We start from the raw sequence: 20,647 nt of genomic DNA, 5'->3' as shown, positions 1-20,647 counted from the left end.
ACCCCGCTTCCTTGACCGGAAGGTGAAAAAGACCTTTGCTGACATGGCTAATTTCGCGTGCGGGATCAGGGGGGATCGACATGGGACACAGCTGGACCGAAGCCAGAGAGTACGCCTTTCGCGATGCCTGCCTTGACTGGTCACGTCTTGTCGGTCTGCGGCGCGACATGCTGCCGCCGGCACGCCCGGAGCGAGGCCCGGATTACGCCCCGCTATTCGTGCATCTCAAGCCCGCAGATGACATGCAGGCCGCGCGCCGCCGCCTGCGCGATCTTGTCGGGCAGGCGGACTCGCCCCTACGGATGGACGACACCGAACTTGCAGCGCTTGTGGCCCGCATCGACGATCCCGCCATCCATCCGAACCTTCGGGACAACTACATGATCTACAGGCGTATCGGCACGGCGGATAGCCTGCACGACGACCTGTTCGAGGTGATCGACTCGGGCTGCCCGGTTCAGATGGCGGACGATCCGATGCCGCCCGCGCCCGCCGGACCGGTGCCGCCCTCACCCACACCCGGCGCGCCGATCGTCGCGATCATCGACGACGGGATTGGCTTTCTGAACGCGCGCTTCTGCCGGAACACTGCGCCAAGGCGCACGCGGTTTCATGCCCTCTGGCTGCAGGCGCTGGAACAGCAGGCCACCAAGCCGAAAGGCACGCTGGCTGGCCGCATCTTGGACACCGCTGAAATCGACGATCTGCTAGCACGAGGCGACGAAAGCGCGACCTATGCCGCTCTGAATGCCGCGATCTACCCCGGCAAGACCCGCGATGAGACCGGGTTTGGCACCACCCATGGCACGCACGTCCTTGATCTTGCCGCCGGGGCCGACCCGGAGGACGAACTCGATCCGGCACGGGACTGGCCGTTGCTGGGTGTCCAACTTCCGCCCGAAAGCATCGATGACACCTCTGGCACCTGGATCGAAAGCTATCTTGTCATGGGACTGCGCTGGGTCCTGCGGCAGGCCGCCCAAGTGGACGCAAGGGCGCCCGTCATCGTCAACGTCTCACTTGGCGTGTTGGCGGGTCCCAAGGATGGCTCACATTTCGTCGAGTACCAGATGGCCCGTGAGGCGCAGACATGGGAAGAGGCCACTGGCCAGCCGGTCCGCCTGGTCTGGGCCTTTGGCAACAGCTATCGCAGCAGCCAGGTCGCGCAACTCGGCCCGGCCAAGGGCCCCGCACAAGTGACCTGGCGAGTACAACCCGACGACGAGACCGCCAGCTTCATCGAAATCCACTGCAGGAACGGGGCATCTGCGGACCTGCAGGTGGGCCTGACGGCACCTGACGGCACCGCCTCGGGTCTGGCACAGCTCAAGCCCGGCGAAATCCGCTCACTCGAACGGGACGACGGGGCCGCGCTGGCCCGAATCTACCATGTCCCGGCGCGAAAACGGGACAAGGATATCGAACAACCCGCCAGTTATGTTCTGGCATTGGCCCCCACGCGAGGCCAGAAAGCCGGAGAACCAGTGGCTCCCGCCGGGGCATGGACGGTTTCGCTGCAAGGCCTCTATGACGTGCTGCTGCAGGTTCAGAGAGACGACGCGGTTCGCGGGGCGGAGGTGCGCGGACGGCAGAGCTATCTCGACCACCCCGCCGCCTATGACTGGGATGAAAGCCGTGCTGCCTATGTCGCTCCCGGCACCGGTCCGATATGCGATGCGGGCTGCCACAATGCCTATGTCGCGGCGAATTGTCGGCAGCTGTTCAGCGTGGGCGCCGCACAGGCATCCGCCTGGACTGCTTTGCCGGAAGTCCGGAACTATCGCCCCGCCCCCTACAGCGGCGAGGGCGCATCTTGGTCCCAGCCCGGTCCAAGTGTCGCCGCCCCGATTGGCAACGGGCCATTCTCGGCTGGCATCCGGGCATCCGGAACGCTCAGCGGCAGCACGCGGCGACTGGCGGGCACAAGCGCCGCAGCGGGCCGCCTGACACGCGCCCTGGCCCTGTCATCGACCCGGATCATCACCAATGCGCAGAACCCGGCGTCTACCCGGCTGGAAGATATCGACCCGGCATACCTGATGCCGACCGGAACGCAGGACTCGCGGCTGGGCGAGGCCCTGATCGAATTGCCGGACCTCCTGCCTGCCAGCTAGACGCGGATCACCACTCTTCCTTGGCCTCGTCCCACATCTTGGCCAGCCAGCCCGGCACCAGCCCCGTCGGCAGCGACAAGGTGCCCGTGGCGATCTCCTGGCCGTTGTCCAATGCCTCGACCATGCGGGCCAGGGTAAAGTCCCCGTCGTACCCCGCGCCATGGAAAACGCGCGTCCGGGTCTGCGGCGTCCCCTCGAGGAGGTTGATCAGCGCCTCGGCCACGGTCACGCCCAGCACGGCACCGGCCATGCTGTCGGTAGGGAAATGGACGCCCGCCACCGTCCGGTTCATCCCGATCCGTTCGGCGTGGCGGTACAGTTCGCTGCCCGCTTTGATCTGCTCGACTGGATCGACCGGCGCATTCAGGAACAGCCGCGACAGCAGCGTGGCACAGGCAAAGGCCTCGGTCGCATGCCCCGACGGCCATGAGCCATGCCCCGGCGTCTGGATCAGCGGCTGCACCTTGCGGGACATAGCAATGGGGCGCGCCACGTCAAACCCGTGTTTCAGGGGCATCTCGATCACGGTGCAGAGCCGCAGCATCGCCTGGTTCAGCGCCAGCGTCCATTTCGTGGCATCCGGCGCCATATAGCCGACAAGGGCGAAAAAGCTCTGGATGTCGCCCGTCTGCATGATGATCTCGTTCAGCCGGTCGCCACGCAGGTCGGCATAGGTGCGCAGGTAATGCAGCTGCTTGTCCGCGAGGAACGTGCTTGTCGGCGCCTCGAGCGTGACCAGCGGCCCGCCTGCCAATGCCACGGTTCCCGTCGCCGGCTTGCCTTTGGCCGCAGGTTCCAGCGTGACGTTGAACAGCCCTTGCAGGCAAGCATCCATCACCGCCCGCCGGGGACCGGTCGCCATCGCAGTCAGCGCGTCCCAGCCGCTGCGACCGTCCTGTTTCGGGACGCGGTCCGCCGTACCGTCCCAGTATCCCACGGTTCCGTCCCGCGCCTGGCCCAGAGCGGCACTGCCAAAGGTATTGTCCGGCCCGGCCTGCGAGTTTTCCGCCGCCTGGCTGTTCTGCGAATTTTGTGAATTCTGTGAGTTTTGCGAATTCTGGCTGTTTTGGGAGTTCTGCGAATTGTATAGGCCGGAAACGGGCATGACTTCCTCGTGAAATTTAAGGCAGAGTTTTTGGCACTGCTCGCAACAGGTCAAAGCCTAACTGCCAATTCGGATATTCGTTAACGGAAATTTCACGTCCGTTGCCGAGCCGTCACGGCGGTGCTAGATTTTCGCAACTTGCGAGGAAAGCACATGGCAGCGCCTGCATCCCAGAGGATCACCATCACCGTGCTCGGACCATTCCTGGTTCGGGACGGCGATGGCGTGACGCTGCCCATCAAGGGGGCCAAGAACCAGGCGCTCCTGGCGATGCTGGCGCTCAGCCCCGACATGACCCGCCCGCGCCGCTGGCTGGAGGACAAGCTGTGGTCGACCTTCGGCCCGGAACAGGCCAGCGCCAACCTGAGGCAAGCCCTGTCCAAGTTGCGCAATGCGCTTGGCCCGGCGGCCGGGGTGATCAGGGCGGACAGGTCCTCGGTCACGCTTGACCCGCGTGCCGTTACCGTAGACCTGCACGAGGAGGTCATACCCGAAGATGACCGCGTCGAACTCTTGCAGGGCATCGACGTGCGAGACCCCGAGTTCGAGGACTGGTTGCGCCAGGAACGGGCCGCGCTTTTGTCGAAACTGGCCTCGGCCAGCCCGACCGACAGCCGCGGTATCCTGATCAACTGCCGTGCCAGCACAGAGGCGCCGGGGCGCGACAGGATGCTGGGCGAGGTCCTGGCCAACCAGATCGGCGAGAACATAGCGGAGCAGGTCCGTGCCTGGCGACAATCGGATTCGGACACGCCCCTGCCCGAGGGCGCCCCGGTCAGCGACGTGTCCGTCAGCACCCAGTTGATGGAAAACGGCGAAGGTGGACACGCGCTGTTCATCAAGGCCACGCATCAACCCAGTGCACGCATCCTTTATTCCAAGCTGCAACAACTCGATCGACTCGAGGATATCCTGAGCGCGGAAATCGACGTGTCACGCACCGTCTTCGAGGCCGCCGACCAGATCATCGGCAAGCTGCCGCATGTGCTGGAAAAGGATCGCCCCGAAACCCGCGCCACGGCGCTGTCGCGGCTGGGGCTTTATCGGATGTTCTCGTTCGAAAAGGACGCCCTGCGCGAAGCTTACGGCTTGATGGACCAGGCTTTTCGCCGCGACGAGAACGGCATCTACCTCGCCTGGGCCAGCATGATCCGGCTGACCCAGATGATGGAAATGGCCGAGGAAGACCAGGAGGGCCTGCTGGAAGAGGCCGTCGACCTGCATTATCGCGCGATGGAGCTGAGCCCGGACAACGTGCTTGTCCATGCGATCATCTCCAAGGTGCGCGGCACGGCGCTTGGCGATACAGCCGGAGTGCTGGACCTGGCACAGAACGCGGTGGAACGGAACCCGGCCAACGCCTTTGCCTGGAAATCCCTGTCAGAGGCACTGATCCTGTCGGGCGACATGGAAGGCGGGTTCAGCGCCTCCGAACGGGCCTGCCGAATCGCGCGCACCTCGCCTTTCAAACATTACTGGGACACCGGTCACTGCATCGTGGCCATTGCCTGCAACCGCCCGCAAGAGGCGATCGAAGCCGGAGAGGCCGCGGTGCGCTCTGCCCCCTTGTCCCGGCCGGGCCACCGCCACCTGCTGGCGCTTTATGCCCTTGAAGGACAACTGGACAAGGCCCAAGCCGTGGCCGAGAAGCTGGCCAAGATCGAGCCGGGCTTTTCACTGGATCGGCTGGTGAACGACGACAGCTATCCGGTGCGCACGCTGCGCAACAAGGGTTTGCTGGAACCGATCCGCGCCCTTCTCTGACCGACATCTCCTGTCTTCACGGCGGGTCCGGACCATCGTCGGACAACCGTCAAAACGACTTGCGGCTTGAGACAAGCTGCCGACAGTCGGCAACGAGCAAACGGCGCGCCGAAGAACTGGGTTCGTATCAGGAAAGAAAGGCGATCTTAACCCCGGACGGGGTAACAAACGGAGCGCCAATTCCCTTGATCCGACCCACTTCGGCCACATTCCTGCGATCATTGGCGTCACTCGGTGAGCGCCGAAAATTTTCGGCGGGACGGGCCTTTGGGGCGGGTCCATTCGGTAAAGGTGAGGATCGCTGGCATGGCGAGGTATGTAGTTACGGCATCGAATTGGGATTCGCCCTCATTCTGGGGCCATATTCACCAGAGCAGCTCGGGCCATACGCTGGATTTCTCGGGTCTGGGCGCGAATTACTCGGTATTCTACAACGCCGAAGCCGGTGAACTGCAGATTTCCGACGGATCAAGCACCTATACGGTTGGCGACATCTGGCACAACGGTTTGCCCGACGCTCGGCTGGGTGGATCCACGCAATTCGAAGCCTTCACGAACATGATCCTGCCCGAAGGTCCGGATTCCTATGCCGGCCGCGACCAGGGCGAGACCATCGATCTTGGCGGGGGGCCCGACACAATCTTTGCGCTGGGTGGGAACGACACTGTCAGGGGCATCGACGGCGATGACTTCGTCAATCTCGGCGACGGTGCCGACCTAGCCAGCGCGACCGGCGGCGACAACACGCTGATCGGCGGCGACGGCAACGACACACTTGGCTCCGACATGGGTTCGGACCTGCTGCGCGGGGGCACGGGCGCTGACACGATCGACGCCCTGGGCGGCGATAACACCATCGACGGCGGCACCGGGGCGGACAGCATCACCACCGGCGACGGTGCGGATGTGATCACTGGCGGGTCCGGCCAAGACACGATCAGCGCAGGCGGTGGCGGCGACGTGATCTACGGTGACGGCAGGGACGCGGGGGCCAGCGCCGGGACGCTGTCCTCGTTCGAGTTCAACGTGATCAGCGAAACCGGCGACACCGGCGCCGGCGTCGTGGGCATGTACGCGGTCTATGACAGCATCGGTGTCACGGACGAAGGCATCGTCGTGCAGGCCCGGCTGACGGTCCTCGACACAGACGATCCCGATATCCAGATCGAGTTCAACCACAACTCCGTCTACATCAACCGCGACGGCGCCGTCGACGCTGGCACCGGTGTCACGCTGGGGTTCGAATTCCATGATCAGGTCACCGGCGAGCCGATCAAGATCACCGGCACCTTCACGTTCCAGGACATCGACACCACAGCCGAAAGTGTGACCGCACAGACCGCGGACGTGGAAAGCCTGGGCCTGGCCGCGCCCCCAACAACGAACCTGACCGCCACGGACAGCGGCGAGGAACTGGGCGCGCAGTCGGACAACACGAGTTCGGACAATACCGACCAGAACCACTGGGCCCAGTTCAGGTATTCCGATCAGCAGGAACTGGTCTTCATCATGACCTCCCGCGACATCGGGACCAACTATGCCTTTACCACCACGGGCTTTACCGACACGCCGACCGTCGTCATCGCCGCCCCGGAAACACAGGACGACCTGATCGACGCCGGCGCGGGTGACGACCTTGTCCATGGTCTGGCCGGCGAGGACACGCTGGCCGGCGGCACGGGCCAGGACACGCTGCATGGCGGGGCCGATGCGGATTCGATCGATGGCGGTGCAGATGCCGACCTGATCGTCGTCAGCGACGGTTTCGGCGCCGACGTGATCCGCGGTGGTGAGGCCGTCAGCACCGGCACCGACCATGACACGCTGGATTTTTCGGACATGAGCGTCGGCATCGACATGACCTTGACCGGCGACGAGGCGGGCACAGCGACAGATGGCACCGACAAGCTGAGCTTTGCCGGGATCGAGCATGTCGTCCTGACCGACCAAAACGACGATTTCTTTGCCCAGTACGGTCCGGCCAGCACCGGCATCACGGTCGCGAGCGGCGGCGGGAACGACTCCGTCGTTGGCACGCAGGCCGCCGACCGGATCGACGGTGGCACTGACAACGACACGCTGCGTGGCGGCGACGGCGCGGACACGATCATGGGCGGGGCCGGAAACGACAGCCTGCATGGCAACGAGGGCAGCGATTCCATTGCCGGGAACGCGGGAAGCGACGCGATCTACGGCGAAACCGGAGACGATTTTGTGTCCGGCGGCGTGGGCAACGACACGGTCGAGGGCAACGAAGGCGACGACACCCTGATTGGCGGCGACGGCAACGACTGGATGCGCGGCTCTTTCGGCAAGGACGCGCTCTATGGCGGTGCCGGGGACGACTATCTCTGGGGTGGCTGGGGTGACGACACCTTTCACATCGAAAACGGATTCGGCAACGACACCGTGGACGCCGAGGGCGTGGACGAAACCAATGGCGACGTGCTGAATCTTTCGGCCGTTACCGACGACCTGACCATCGACCTGTCTCATGTGAACCCCGAGATAGGGACCGTCACGGATGGGGCGGTCACACTCGGCTTCAACGATATCGAGACAATCGTCCTGGGATCCGGCAAGGACACTCTGGTGCTTGGCAACAGCTCTGGCGCAGACATCATGACGGGCTTTGCCGCGCCAAGCGATCTGGGCGGCGGAGCCAATGTGGGCAATGACCTGCTTGACGTAAGCGCGTTGACGGACCTGTCCGGGAACCCCGTCTCGACAGAGGACGTGACCGTGACCGACACGTTGGGTGACGGCTCTGGCCATGCGATCCTGACTTTCCCCAACGGCGAAAGCATCACGCTGATCGGCGTTCCCATCGCCCAGGTGCAAAGCCCCGAACAACTGGCCGCAATGGGCATCCCCCTGTATTCCGGCGACCATACCGTCGAGGGTACGGCCCTGGGTGAAGTCATCGACACCGGCTATGCAGGCGATCCCGACGGCGATTTCATCGACAATGGCGACGGCATCGGCGGCGCGCAGGACGACACCGTCCTGGCCCACGGGGGCGACGACACCGTGCATGGGGGCCTTGGCGACGACAGTATCCTGGGCGGCGCGGGCAAGGATTCTCTGGTCGGCGGCAGCGGGGCGGACACGCTGGAAGGGGGCGATGGCGCCGATACGTTCACCCTCGGGTCGGGCGATTTCGCATCCGGTGACGGCGGTGACGATGTCTTCAACGCCAGCGCCGACGACATGGATGGCACTCATCTCACCGTGACCGGTGGCGAGAGTGGAGAGACCGCAGGCGATACGCTGAACATCACGGGGCCGGCCATGATCACCATGACAGGTGCCGAATCCGGCAAGGTCGAATGGCTGGACGGGTCCACGCTGACCTTCTCGGAAATCGAGAAGGTAAATTATGCGCCCTGTTTCACCCCCGGCACCCTGATCAAGACCAACAAGGGTGAGGTCGATGTGGCCGACATCCTCCCCGGGGACCGTGTCTTGACCCGCGACAACGGGTACAAGAGCGTGCTATGGGCCGGGGACAAGACAATCGGCCCCGCCGACCTGGAGGCAATGTCGGAGCTGCGCCCCGTCCGGATCGCCACGGGTGCGCTGGGACGCGGCATGCCGGAACGCGACATGCTGGTGTCACCGCAGCACCGCCTGATGATGGCCGGCGCCGCGATCGAACTGCTTTTCGGCGAGGACGAGGTGCTGGTGGCCGCCAGCCACCTGGTCGGGCGCCCCGGCATTTCGCGGGTCAGCCCGGCCGAGGGCGTGACCTATGTTCATTTCATGTTCGACGCGCATGAACTGGTCATGTCAGACGGCGCCTGGACCGAGAGCTTTCAGCCCGGTGACCTGTCGCTGACCGGTCTGGACGAGGGCCCGCGCGCGGAATTGCTGGCGCTGTTCCCGGAACTGTCGAATGCGCCGGGACGAGGAGCCTACACCGCGGCGCGGGCCGCGCTCAAGGCGGAACAGGCACGCCTGCTGATCACGGCGTGACTGTTCGGTGGCTCTTGGCCGGGCGCCGCCCGTTTTCAGCCAAGCGCCTGCAACAGGGCGCGCGACGGTTCTCCGGTCACGGCCAGGCCCTTTGACTGTTGGTAGGCGGTAATCGCCGCCTCGGTCTTTTTACCGATGACCCCATCCGGGGTGCCCGCATCGAAACCGGCCCGCGTCAGCCCACGCTGCAAGGCCTTGCGGTCCTCCAATGTCAGCCCGTACTTGTCCCGGCCAAAGTCGCCCACCAACGGCCCCGCCCCGTCCAGCCGATCCGCCAGGTAACCGACGGCCAGACCGTAGTTCTCTGAGGGGTTGTAGCGGAGGATCATGTTGAAGTTGTGGAACACAAGGAAGGCAGGCTTGCCCACGCCCATCGGCGCCAGCACCGCGGCAGAGCCGTGATCGGGCAGAGAACCGCCTCGTGCCGGACGCACGCCCAGTTCCCGAAAGCGCGAAACTGCCGCCCGGTTCTTGCGTCCCAAGGGGCCGGAATAGCCCTGCGGCAGGCGGACCTCGATGCCCCAGGGCTGCCCCCGACGCCAACCGGCGCGGGCCAGGAACCGCGCCGTGGTGGCGAACGCATCAATCGGATTTTCCGACCAGATGTCGCGTTTGCCATCACCGTCGAAATCGACCGAATGCTCCTGGTAGGCGTTCGGGATCAGCTGGGTGTGCCCCATCGCACCTGCCCAACTGCCCACCAACTGCTCTGGCCGTGCGTCGCCGGTCTGAACGATCCGCAGGGCATCCATCAGGTTCGACTCGAAAAACCGACCGCGGCGGCCCTCCCAGGCCAATGTCGACGTGGCCGAGATCACCGGGATCTTCCCACGCTTGGTGCCGAAGTAGCTTTCGACCCCCCAGATCGAGGCCATGACCTTGGCCGGAACGCCATACTCTGCCTCGACCCTCAGCAGCGCTGCGCGTTGATTGGCGAATTGCCCCCGGCCGAACCTGACCTTGTCCTCTGGCGCGACAATGGCCAGGTAATCCTCCAGCGTGCGGCTGAATTCGGTCTGGTTGCGGTCCCGCTCGATCACGCCCGGCAGGAACCCCTGCCCGCGAAACGCCCGGTCCAAAGTCGTTTCCGTGATGCCCCGCTCTCGGGCACGCGCCCGAAACTCCGCGACCCAGCTATCGTAGGCGGGATTGGGCTGCGGGCGCAGTCCCGGTTCCAGAGCCGGATCGGGTCGCGCCACCTCTGGCAGCCCTCCCCCCGGCAGGCATCCTCCCAGCCAGATCGCCGAAGCCCCCAGTGCAAAACCCCGTCTGGAAAGGCGCATGTCCTGTCTCCTGCCTTGTTATTGCGCGCAGGCTAGACCGTCACCCGGACCAACTGCAACCGCGTGTCAGGCAGGATCCCGCCGACCGCCGGTCACAGGTTCTTAATCCAGATCCAGGCCCCGATCATGGCCAGCAAAACAAGAGGTAACCACCAGCGGTTCCAGATCGGAGTGGGATTGAAACAATAGCGACAAGTGCTCACGCCATAGCGCAGGCGATGATTGCAACTGCAGCGAAAAATACGAATTGCCTTGACCATCCACCAGACTTCCGAGCCCAAACAGAAGCATATCTTGCGCCATTCTGCCAATTTGACCAGCAAATTGGACAAAAAACTGTCATATTTGACGCCTTCCCAAAGGATCCTGGCCGCGACGCTTGACGTATTCTCGCCCCTGGCATCGCTGCGTCGCCCTTCGTGATCCTCGCTATTTGGCTTCTGTCGCTGCCTGGGTCCCATCCTTTGTGTTCAAGGCACAGTGCTGCGATGGCTCTTCGCCCGGGTGGCGCATCCTAAAGGCGAACACTCGACGCGCATGGGTTTGACGCCCCCCCAAATGCGCAGCACCCATGGGCACAACCAATACGCTAGTTACCAGATCCGGCCCGCCGTCGAACAGCTTCCCCAGCCAGCCGGAGGGCACCGTCCAAGGCCGTCCCTTGTGGCTGAACCATGCGCCCTTTCAGATTGGAAAGATGTGCCCTGTATGCCGGCCCAAGCCCGCCGGTCAGGCAAAGAGGGGCCTGCCCCGAAGGATCCAGAAATTCGACGCCCCTTGCCAGGTAAGCCGCCCCTGCTGTCATCAATGCCGCCGCCTGCGCATCGTTGTCTGCGGCGGCAACGACACGCGGCGCCCAAGACGCAAAATCGCCCGGTGTCGCGCGCGCGGCAAAAGCCACGATTTCCAACGCGCCACCGAACTCCGCAAGCACGGCCTCGGTGAGGTCCGAGGGCGGTTCAAGCCCATCGTGGCACAGGAGCGTTCGCTCCATCAGGCCGCGTCCCAGCCAAGCCCCCGACGCCTGGTCCGACACCTTCAGGCCCCAGCCACCGATCCGTGACATCGTACCTCTATGGCGCCCCGCCATGACGGATCCCGTCCCGACTGACACCAGAATGCCGTCACTCGCCCCAAGGGCGCCGGCAAGCGCAGTTTCCAGGTCATCCCCGACAGTCACATCGGGCAGGCCGCATTCCCTTGCGATCCGCGCTGTCACCTCGGATGTCAGCGCGCCGGCAAGGCCCAGGTGCGCCACGAACCGCCCAGGCTCCGTTGCATCCAGCCTGGCAGAGCCCAGCGCGCCGTCAATCGCAACGCGCGTGTTGGCGATACTCTGGTCAAGATCACTGGTCGCATTGGCCGGCCCCGCGTGCCCTTCTCCAAGGACCCGGCCTTCGAAACTGGCCACCACCGCGCGGCAGCCAGAGCCGCCTCCGTCCACGGCGATCAGGTAGGGGGGCGCGGAATGTGACATGAACGGATCATTGGCACAGCGCCGCCGCGCGCAAAAGCCCGAAAGCTTGCTTCAACCTTCGAGCCACTGGGACAGGCATTTCAACCCAAGCTGCAGACCTCCCGGCACCCTCGACAGAACCGCAAGCCGCACGGTGCTTCCCGCACAGTTCTGGACGCCGAGCAGACGGTTCACCAGACCGGCGAACAGGACAACGCAACGCCTTTCGATGGCCGCGTGCGGTCCCGGGCGACGTGCCTTCCTCCTTTGAACAGATGTGACGCTATCGCCGCAAAGAGCGCCCGATATTTGGGTGGAACCGGCGGGCCTGATCCTCTCCTTCTCGATCCCGGCACTGATCGGCACCGGCATCGGCGCTCTTCCTGTCTTCCTGCCAGTCTGGAAGCGCTAAAACGGGTCGGCGGGCGGGCGCCTTTGCGGCAAAGCCGCAAACAGTCCCGTCCGACCGGCCCGTGGCTCACCCAGGCGCCCGCTCTGCCCAGCCGGCGAAGATCTTTTCCAATGCGACCACGACGTAATAAAGCAGGATCCCCATGAGCGCGAGCGCGATGAGCACCGCGAACATCAACGGGTAGTCCGAGTTGGTCTTGCCACTGTCGAAAAGCGCGCCCAGCCCTCGACCGTGCGGAGACACGATCTCCATCAGGTTGGTGCCGATAAAGGCCAGCGTCACCGAGACTTTCAGCGCGCCAAAGAACTCCGGCAGGGTCTTGGGCAGGGCGATCTTCCAGAAAATCGTGGTCTGCGATGCGCCAAGCGACCGCAGGATGTCGCGGTATTCCGGCTCCAGCGTCGACAGGCCGATGGAAACAGAGACCGCAATCGGAAAGAACGAGATCATGAAGGCGATCAGCACGGTATTGAAGTCATGCGCCCCAACGAACAGCAACGCGACGATGGGCACCACGGTCGCCTTGGGGATCGCGTTGAACCCCACCAGCAGCGGATACAGCGCATCGCGCATCACCCGCGAAAACCCCATGACCATTCCCATCAGGACACCGAAGATGATGGCGACAACCAGCCCCACAACCGTCCGCCACAGCGTCTGCCATCCCATCACCAGGAACAGGTTCCAGTACTTCGCATAGGCCGGCGGCAGATCCGAGGGCGAGGCCATGACGTAGTTCGGCCAGCCATTGGCCCAGACCAGCAGTTCCCACAGCAGGCCGAAGACGATCATCGCGGCGATGGGGACAAGAATCTTTTGCAGGGTCATTGCGCAGCCTCCGCCGGGGACCGCCCCTGGGCAATCTGGATCTGGCGCCGGAGCACGTTCAACGCCTCGGCGCTTTCGGGGGTGTAAAGGTGTTCGATGTCGCGATCGCCGGTCAGGTGCACGTCCATGACGTATTGCGTCCGCGCCGGACGGCCCGACAGGACCACGACCTGATCGGCAAGAAAGATGGATTCACGCAGGTCGTGGGTGATGAGCACGCCGGTAAAGGGTTCTTCGGCCTTGACCTTGTGCATGGTCTGCCAGAGGTCCTCGCGGGTGAAAGCATCCAATGCGCCGAATGGTTCGTCGAGGATCAGCACCTCGGGTTTGTGTACGATGGCCCGGCACAGGGACGCGCGCTGGCGCATCCCGCCGGACAATTCGCTGGGGCGCTTGTCCTCGAACCCTTCAAGTCCCACCAGCGCCAGCAGGTGCCGTGCACGCTCTTCCTGCTCGCGCTTGGTCATCTTCGTCGAAACGATTTCCAGGGGCAGCATGACGTTCTGCAGGATCGTCCGCCATTCCAGAAGGACGGGGTTCTGAAAGGCCATGCCCACGGTCGAGCGTGGCCCCTTGACCCGCTCTCCATGCAGCCAGACCTCGCCCTGGTCCGGTTTCATCAGGCCGGCAACCAGTCGGGTCAAGGTGGACTTGCCACAGCCCGACGGGCCGACGACGGCGACAAAGCCGCCCTCTGGCACGCTCAGTTCCAGCCCATCCAGCACCGGAAGCGGGCCGTCCTGGGTCTTGTAGGCGTGCCTCACGCCCTTGATCTCGATCAGCGGTTGCGACACGCGGCGCTCCTTGCACAAGATACCCGCGGCGCGGGGGACGCGCCGCGGGTCGGGGTCAGTCGATCACTTCAGCATCCGTGCCGCAGCATCGGGCAGGTAGGCATCGGTGAAATAGAGCGACGCATCGGGCGCGTTCTGGAACTCGTAGGTCTCGGCCAGCTGTTCCAGCGCCGCGTCCAGGCGGGCCGGGTCGATGCCACCCATGCCGTTGGTTTCGGCGTAGTCGGTCAGCACGTTTGCGTCGATCGACAGTTGCAGGCGGCGCTGTTCCAGGTTCGCGTCGGCGGCAGGGTTGCGGGTCATCAGGCTTTCGATGGCGCCCGCCGGATCGGCGATGGCATCCTTCCAGCCCGCCGCAATGGCGGTCAGGAATCCGGTAATGATCTCGGGGTTCTCGGCGGCATAGTCCGTGTTGACGATGATCGCGTTGCCATAAAGCTCGAGGCCGTGATCGGCCATGAGGATGGTCGAGATATCCTCTTCCGGCACGCCGAGACGCACGAGGTTCAGGTAGGACGAGAAGGAAAAGCCGGTGATCGCGGCCACATTGCCTTCGGCCAGCATCGGTTCACGCGTCGGAAAGCCCACCGGCTCGACGGTGATCTTGGACATGTCCAGGTCATTGGCAGAGGCAAAGGCCGGGAACTGTGCCCAGGCCCCATCCGGCGGCGGCGCGCCCAGCACCTTGCCTTCGAGGTCCTTCGGCGCCTCGACACCCAGGGACTTGCGCCCCACCACGGCAAAAGGTGGCTTGTCGTAGACCATCATGACCGCCGTCACCGGCGCGCCGGGGTTCTGGTCGAGGAACTTGATCAGCGAGTTGATGTCGGCAAAGCCAACCGGAAAGGCCCCGGTCGCCACCTTCGGGATCGCGTCGAGCGAGCCCTGCCCCGCGGTGATTTCGACCGACAGATCCTGTTCGCCGAAATAGCCATCGTCGATGGCGACGAAATAGGGCGCGGCCGGGCCCTCGAACTTCCAGTCCAGCGCAAAGGGCACGGCGGTTTCCGCAAGTGCCGCACCGGACAGCGCGACGGTCGCGGCTAGGGCCGCGAAAGTCTGTTTGATCATTGGTCTCTCCCTGTTGGCAACCGGACGCGAGACTGCTGCAGCCCGTGGGCAAGAGGAACGCAGCAGACGCACCCCATGCCGACGAGACAGGCAACTGCCTCTTTATTGGGGGAAACTGTGCAATCTGCCCGTTGCTTGTGCAACCTTCATATCCGGGCAGCGGATGGATCAGGCCTGATACGGACCACCATCCGCATCCTCCCCCGAGGCCACCATCAGAGCACGGAGGTCCGGAATCTCGAAAACACGGCGAGTCACCGGGCGGATCAAGTCATCTCGGACCAGCCCGGCAATCTGCCGCGACACGGTCTCGAAGGTCATGGACAAGAGGTCGGCCACCTGTTCCCGGCTCAACATCATGTCGACGACACAGTCGTTGTCCGGCGGCGGCGCGGCTTGACGCATGGCAAGCAGGACCAAAAGGCTGGCCAATTTCTGCCGCGCGGTCCTGTGCCCCAGCACCCCCAGCCAGCACCGCGCAGCGTCAAGGTCGACCAGCGCCTTTTCCATCATGCTGCCCCGCATCCCAGGGACTGCCTCCAGCAACTCCTCGAAGGCATTGGCCCGAAAGGCGCAGGTCTCGACATGGGTCAGCGCCACCACATCGAATGTCGCCGTGTCGCGCCAAGGTTGGCCGATCAGGTCGCCCGGCTGTAACAGGCTTACAATCTGCCGCGTGCCGCGTTCCTGCGTCCGGCTCATCGTGGCAAGCCCGCTCAACAGGGTCGCCACCTCGACCAATTCCAACCCGGCCAGCGCGATCCGCTCTCCGGGCGCGAAACTGCGATAAGTCTTGCCGCGCGCAAGAAAAGGCAGATCCGCCGCACCCGCTCCGGCACATACGCCCACGGTGCGCACCGGGCACGACTTGCACTCTGGCAAACCGCCGTAAGCAATGGCCTTTTGTTTCGCGCGCATGCCACTCCTCCTTGCAGGCGTCCTGACATTGATGCCGCAACGGTAGAAAAAGCTGCACGAGGGATCAATCTAGGGAACAGCGCCGAAATAGCGCAGGCAGTGACCAGCCCCCTGCCGTTCCTTCATTCATAATGAGAGGCGACACGTTGGATTCAGGAGTATGGCTCCCCGGCTTCCGCCCCTGCGCCCGGCGTTCAGATGATGGTCCAGTCCGAGCTGGCGAGCGCCCATATCGCGATCAGGACATTCGCGGCTATGTGCGCGACCACCGCATCGACCAATCTGCCGGACGGGCGAAGAACGAGACCCGCGAATACCAGCCCCGCAAGCGCGGCGAGGAGCATACGGTCATGCAGAACAGCGAAAGCGGCTGTGCTCACACCGACGGCGAAGAACGTCGCCAGGTGCGACCGGCCCGCCCCCAGAAGGTCCAGTAAATAGGAACGGAAAAACAGCTCTTCGATGATCGGAACGATCAGCGAAGTCCCGACAATTCGGCATACTATCCAGACCACCAGGAACGCCCCGCCGATCCTTGCCGGCCCGAAGGGTTCCTCAGGGTTCGCGGACGAAGAAGCGAAAACCACCCAGGCCAGCCCTATCGCCAATCCGAAGCCAACGGCCAACGGGTCAATGCGCCAGCGGAGTGCCATGATCGGCGCCCGAAAGATCCAGAGAACACCCGCCATGGCGGCCATGCGCAAGGGATAGGCAAGCGTCGGGTCCTCCACGAAGGTCGAACTCACGACAGCAGTGAACATGAAGACCGCGAAGGGCAGGATCCGGGCGGCGGCCCAATCCTGCGTAAGAGGCGGCAGCTGTCGCAGCGTCCTTGGCTGGCGTTCGCGCTGGAACCAGGCCGTGTTGTGGATAAAGGCAATGAGACCGAGCGACAGGCAAATGAAGATCAACCAGCCCGCGTGAGAGTGAAACCCTTCAACGGCGAGGGTCGGAGAGACGTTGATCCCAATCCAAATCAGGACGGTGATCCGAACCACATTCAGGACCCATGACAATGCCAGGGCGAAAGGCAGGATGGCCGCCACCCGCAAGGGTGCAATTTGCTGGCGAAACAGGGTCGTGTAGCCAATCAGGAACACGGTCAGAAGTGCGAAGCCCTCTATGCCCGAACAGCTCTGGTTGACCCGCACAAAGAAGTCGCCTTGACCGATCGTGTAGGCGGCCGGATCCACCGTAAGCGTCATTCCGACGAGTTGCGCCGCCACCTGTGACGCGGCCAAGGTCGCGTCCTTGATCATGTCCAGGTGCCAGAGCGGGAACAGCGTGTCGCCGATTTCGGGCAGAGCCATGCCCAGCAAGAAGAGCGCGACGATCCAGCCTCCCTCGGACCGCAGGACGTCGCCCCAGGCAGACCACGGTGCAGCAAATCGCAAAGCGGCGCATGCAAGAAGGGCCACGCCTGCGGCCCAGGACGTCACCGAGGCCAGCAGCGCCGATCCCGCGGGATCAAGGCCCCAGAACAACAAGGGCTGACCAACCAGGACCGCACCCGCGAGAGCCAGCCAGACCGCACCGCCGGATGACGTTGCAGATCGCGACGCATGGGCCAGACCACGCAGGGCCACCGGCCGGGCGGCGGCAAGGAGCGCGCCGAGCACGAAAACGGCCAGGGCGCGTTCGAAGAGATGCCTTGAGAATTTGCAGAACTTCCAGGAGGCAACGGACGTGCAGCTGTCTCGGTACGCCACGTACCAGATATAGCTCACCAGGGCCAAAGCGACCGCCGTGAACACCGCGGCCGCGATCGGCCGCCACCAGCCGCCCAAAAAGGGCTTCGGTTCGTTGACGTCAAAGACAGACATACCGCCTTGTCACTCTCTCAATCCTCAGTCTGCCGTCCTGATCGAAACCGGAGCCGCCCTTGCGGGCAGCTCCGGATGTTCTGGTCGATTCATGCCGCGCGGCGGCGGCGCTCCCAGACGAACAGGACCACGGCCAACAGGGCCGCGATGGCCGCAGTGCCTTCGAGAGCGCTGATCTCGGGCACGTTCGTGGGCGGCGGGCAAGCAGCACCGGCGCAAGCCAGCGCTGACGTTGCGGACTGGAGCAGCGCCAGGGGGGCAAGTACAAGTTCCTTCATCTCGTTCTCCTTCTGGGCCGGTTTTGCAAGGATGGAACTGCGGGTTCCTATCGACAGACGATTGCGACCGCAGTCCGCGGGGCGGACAATCCGCCGGAGAACGGGCGCCTGGCCCATGGGCGCCCGTCCCCTGAACCTGAGCCGCTCAGCACAGGCAATCGTAGTCCTCGTAGGAAACGCCAATGATGAATGGTTGGCTGTTGGACCCAGACGCAGGGTTCGGATCAATGATGACGCCAATGATGTCACCTTCGCCGGGCACATACTCCTCGGTCTTGTTTGCATCGAACTCCAGGGCCAACGCCACCAGCGTATCAACATTGGCGTCGTCTCCGAAGGCCGGGTCGATTTCAGAGGTGTAGTCCGTGTCGATATTGTCCGTGAGTTCCCAGATCGCCCGCTGGATTTCCCAGTCGGAGAACCCCTGACTCTTGAAATCCTGGTTCAGGATCCAGTTGACCACGTCGAGGTTTTCCATCGCGGTCTTGCCGTTCGCGATGCTGATCTGGTTCGCATTGAACACGTCGCTCGGCACTTCGTCGAAACAGAACACGTCCGCCGTATAGAGCGACGCCGTGTCGAAACTCTCCGAAGCATCAGCCGGGTCGAACGGGCTGATGCAGTATGCATCCTCGAAGACCACGCCATCGAACCGGGCATCGGTCGAGGTGAACTTGATGTCGAAAGCTTCATCACCATACGGAAGATCGACACTGCTGGTCCGGATCTGGTACTCGATCTGCTCGGGCAGGCTGTCGCAAAAGGACCCAACCGAGTTGGCGTCGCCGCAGAAGGTGACCTCAACCGTAGAGACTGCCGTCCCCCCTTTGCCGTCGTCAATCGTGTAGGTGAAGATGGCGCTGTCCTGCTCTCCGATGTCGAGCGGGGCGTAGGCCGCCTCCCCGTCGAAGACCAGTTCCTTGCCTTCGAGCCGCACAAAGACACCCCCGACGTTGACCGCCGGCCCGCCATCGGTCAGGGCGACACCCTCTACCGCAGTGATCGTGACCGGATCACCGTCCGGGTCCGAGACGTTGTCGGCCAGGTCGACCCGGATCTCCTCGTCGGCACAGCCGTGGCCGGCATCGGGCGTCGCGTCGGGCGACTGGTTGGAATAGCGAACCCCGGCATCGTTGTCGGCGGCCTCCCCGCCTTCGGCAACCACGATGCCATCGATCCGCGACAGCACATTGGTTCCGATCGCATCGCTGTCGATCGTATCGTCAATACCCTCGTTCGGGGCGACCAGTTCCTTGCCCGCCGTAACGTTGTTCACGTCGTCGAAAACCACGGTGTAGGTGCCCGCGGCGAGGTTATCGAACCTGTATTCCCCGTTCGCGTCGGTGAAGACCGAAGTGACGGGGTTGCCGTCGATGTCGACGGCCGGGGCGCCGGTCTCGTCGAGAAGGATCACCAGAACCCCCGGCACCGGCGGCTCGCTCTCGCCATCGTCAAGATCGTTGTCATCGGTGTCGCAGAAATAACGCCCTGACACCGCGCCGGGCTCGGGCTTTTCGCAGACCCCCAGATCGACGTCGGAGGCGGAGCCGGCGGTGACGGTGATGACGCCCGACAGGCCGTTTGCATCGACATCGCTGTCGATGTCATCCTTGGAATTGCCGGCGACGTCCTGGATCGTGAACTCGGTGCCGTCGGGCGCCACGCCCATGATGCGGTAATCCCCCACCGGCACGTCGCCGAACGAATAGTTTCCGCTGGCGTCGGTCTCGGTTTCGGCGATCACGTTGCCGTCAAGATCGAGCAGCTTGATCACCACGCCTTCCTTGACCGGTTCAGGCACATGTTCGACCTTGTCCTGGCCTTCGAAGGCGATCTTGTCGATGCGGACGAACTCGTTGCAGTCGCTGTAGGCGTAGATCTCGACCTTGTCGCCGTGCTTGAGTTCCAGATCTTCGATCACGAAGTCCGAGAAACCGCCGTTGTCGTCGCCGCCCCCGTCGCTGTCTCGATCCAGCGTAATGACGTCAACCAGCACGCCGTTGACCTTGACGTAGATCTTGCTTTGGCCGTCATTCTCGTCCTGCACCGTGAGTTTGAAATCATAGGTGCCGTCGGTCCCGTCGAAAAAGGTTTTCAACTTGCCCGAATTGCACTCCAGCTTGACCAGTTCACCGCCCGAGGCCTGGGACCCGCATACGGTTTTGAAGCCATAGTCGTACATGTCCTCGGCCTCGACCACATAGGTCTCGCCGGGGACCACGGTGAACTCACCGTTGATGCCGTCGCATTGGGTGTCGCAGAAGACGGTACCCGAGATCGAGCCCGTCGGCGGCGGACAGTCGCCCGAGCCGAGTTTGTCGTAATCGAGCCAGTTCGAGGTGACATTGCACTTGCTGTAGACGGTCAATTCCACACCTGCAGGCGGCACGCCGTAGTCGCCCCCGGTGTAGAACGTGAAGTAATCGTCGTTTGTGCCTTCCTGCTCGACCTCGATCATGACGTACCAGTTGCCGGCCTGGTCTTTCACCCAGAAATACTGCTCGGCGTAGATCTGGCCGCCGTTGCCGACGTCGGTCTCGTTCTGCAGGATTGCGGCGGTCTGGTAGGACCAGTCGTTGGCCTTGTCGTCGTAGCAGGAATCGCCTGAAAGATAGCGATCATCATCTTTTACGGTGATGCAGACATCGGCGTTCGTCGGCATGGTGAAGGTTGTGCCACAACCGACGTTCAACCCAAGCGCGGACTCGCTGATTGCCGTGAAAGTAAAAGACTTTACCTCTGGTTTGCAGTAGTAGGACGAAGTGCGATAGTAAGTCACAGAATACCCCCCCGAAATCGTCGTGGAATTTTATCCATCGACTACAA

At 63.5% G+C, this 20,647-nt stretch carries 14 protein-coding genes; 3 read left to right on the top strand and 11 right to left on the bottom strand.

Going from position 1 to position 20,647, the window contains the following annotated elements; all coding sequences use genetic code 11:
• Positions 1 to 80: 80 nt before the first annotated feature.
• Entirely contained in the window at positions 81 to 2,114 is a 2,034-nt protein-coding gene (locus RBB42_RS12540; RefSeq protein ID WP_305969964.1) for a S8/S53 family peptidase, read from the top strand.
• Positions 2,115 to 2,121: 7 nt separating this feature from the next.
• Here RBB42_RS12540 and RBB42_RS12535 read toward each other — a convergent pair whose 3' ends face one another.
• Positions 2,122 to 3,051 carry a phosphatase PAP2 family protein gene (locus RBB42_RS12535; protein WP_305969963.1) on the bottom strand — a complete coding sequence of 310 codons (930 nt, stop codon included), beginning with the start codon at positions 3,049 to 3,051 and terminating at the stop codon, positions 2,122 to 2,124.
• Between the two features lie 321 nt (positions 3,052 to 3,372).
• On the opposite strand from RBB42_RS12535, the gene RBB42_RS12530 reads away from it, so the two are divergent.
• Positions 3,373 to 4,983: an AfsR/SARP family transcriptional regulator gene (locus tag RBB42_RS12530; RefSeq protein ID WP_305969962.1), complete on the top strand. Its 1,611-nt coding sequence runs from the start codon at positions 3,373 to 3,375 to the stop codon at positions 4,981 to 4,983.
• Positions 4,984 to 5,289: 306 nt separating this feature from the next.
• The gene (locus tag RBB42_RS12525) at positions 5,290 to 8,958 is read left to right on the top strand and encodes a Hint domain-containing protein (protein ID WP_305969961.1); all 3,669 of its coding nucleotides are present in this window, start codon (positions 5,290 to 5,292) and stop codon (positions 8,956 to 8,958) included.
• 35 nt (positions 8,959 to 8,993) lie between these two features.
• Here the strand turns inward: RBB42_RS12525 and RBB42_RS12520 are convergent, their stop codons facing one another.
• From RBB42_RS12520 to RBB42_RS12475, 10 genes are all read right to left on the bottom strand, one after another.
• Positions 8,994 to 10,241: a lytic murein transglycosylase gene (locus tag RBB42_RS12520; protein WP_305969960.1), complete on the bottom strand. Its 1,248-nt coding sequence runs from the start codon at positions 10,239 to 10,241 to the stop codon at positions 8,994 to 8,996.
• Between the two features lie 92 nt (positions 10,242 to 10,333).
• Positions 10,334 to 10,702, bottom strand: coding sequence for a hypothetical protein (locus tag RBB42_RS12515; protein WP_305969959.1), 369 nt, complete (start codon positions 10,700 to 10,702; stop codon positions 10,334 to 10,336).
• Positions 10,703 to 10,830: 128 nt separating this feature from the next.
• Positions 10,831 to 11,718 carry a glucosamine kinase nucleotide-binding domain-containing protein gene (locus tag RBB42_RS12510; RefSeq protein ID WP_305969958.1) on the bottom strand — a complete coding sequence of 296 codons (888 nt, stop codon included), beginning with the start codon at positions 11,716 to 11,718 and terminating at the stop codon, positions 10,831 to 10,833.
• A 457-nt stretch (positions 11,719 to 12,175) separates the two neighbouring features.
• Positions 12,176 to 12,937 carry an ABC transporter permease gene (locus tag RBB42_RS12505; protein WP_305969957.1) on the bottom strand — a complete coding sequence of 254 codons (762 nt, stop codon included), beginning with the start codon at positions 12,935 to 12,937 and terminating at the stop codon, positions 12,176 to 12,178.
• Positions 12,934 to 13,731, bottom strand: a complete 798-nt coding sequence (locus RBB42_RS12500) for an ABC transporter ATP-binding protein (protein ID WP_305969956.1) — start codon at positions 13,729 to 13,731, stop codon at positions 12,934 to 12,936. The genes RBB42_RS12505 and RBB42_RS12500 overlap by 4 nt, the downstream gene beginning before the upstream one ends.
• A gap of 63 nt (positions 13,732 to 13,794) precedes the next feature.
• Positions 13,795 to 14,802: an ABC transporter substrate-binding protein gene (locus RBB42_RS12495; RefSeq protein ID WP_305969955.1), complete on the bottom strand. Its 1,008-nt coding sequence runs from the start codon at positions 14,800 to 14,802 to the stop codon at positions 13,795 to 13,797.
• Between the two features lie 168 nt (positions 14,803 to 14,970).
• On the bottom strand, positions 14,971 to 15,720 hold the full coding sequence (locus RBB42_RS12490) for a Crp/Fnr family transcriptional regulator (RefSeq protein WP_305969954.1): 750 nt from the start codon (positions 15,718 to 15,720) through the stop codon (positions 14,971 to 14,973).
• Between the two features lie 194 nt (positions 15,721 to 15,914).
• Entirely contained in the window at positions 15,915 to 17,543 is a 1,629-nt protein-coding gene (xrtE, locus tag RBB42_RS12485) for an exosortase E/protease, VPEID-CTERM system (protein ID WP_305969953.1), read from the bottom strand.
• A gap of 89 nt (positions 17,544 to 17,632) precedes the next feature.
• Complete coding sequence (locus RBB42_RS12480; RefSeq protein ID WP_305969952.1) at positions 17,633 to 17,821, bottom strand: hypothetical protein; 189 nt, start codon at positions 17,819 to 17,821, stop codon at positions 17,633 to 17,635.
• Positions 17,822 to 17,966: 145 nt separating this feature from the next.
• Entirely contained in the window at positions 17,967 to 20,483 is a 2,517-nt protein-coding gene (locus tag RBB42_RS12475) for an SdrD B-like domain-containing protein (RefSeq protein ID WP_305969951.1), read from the bottom strand.
• Positions 20,484 to 20,647: the final 164 nt, after the last annotated feature.

Origin of the sequence: Mameliella sp. MMSF_3455 (assembly GCF_030733205.1) — a bacterium.
Taxonomy (GTDB): domain Bacteria; phylum Pseudomonadota; class Alphaproteobacteria; order Rhodobacterales; family Rhodobacteraceae; genus Antarctobacter.
This window is presented reverse-complemented; position numbering and strand designations above follow the sequence as displayed.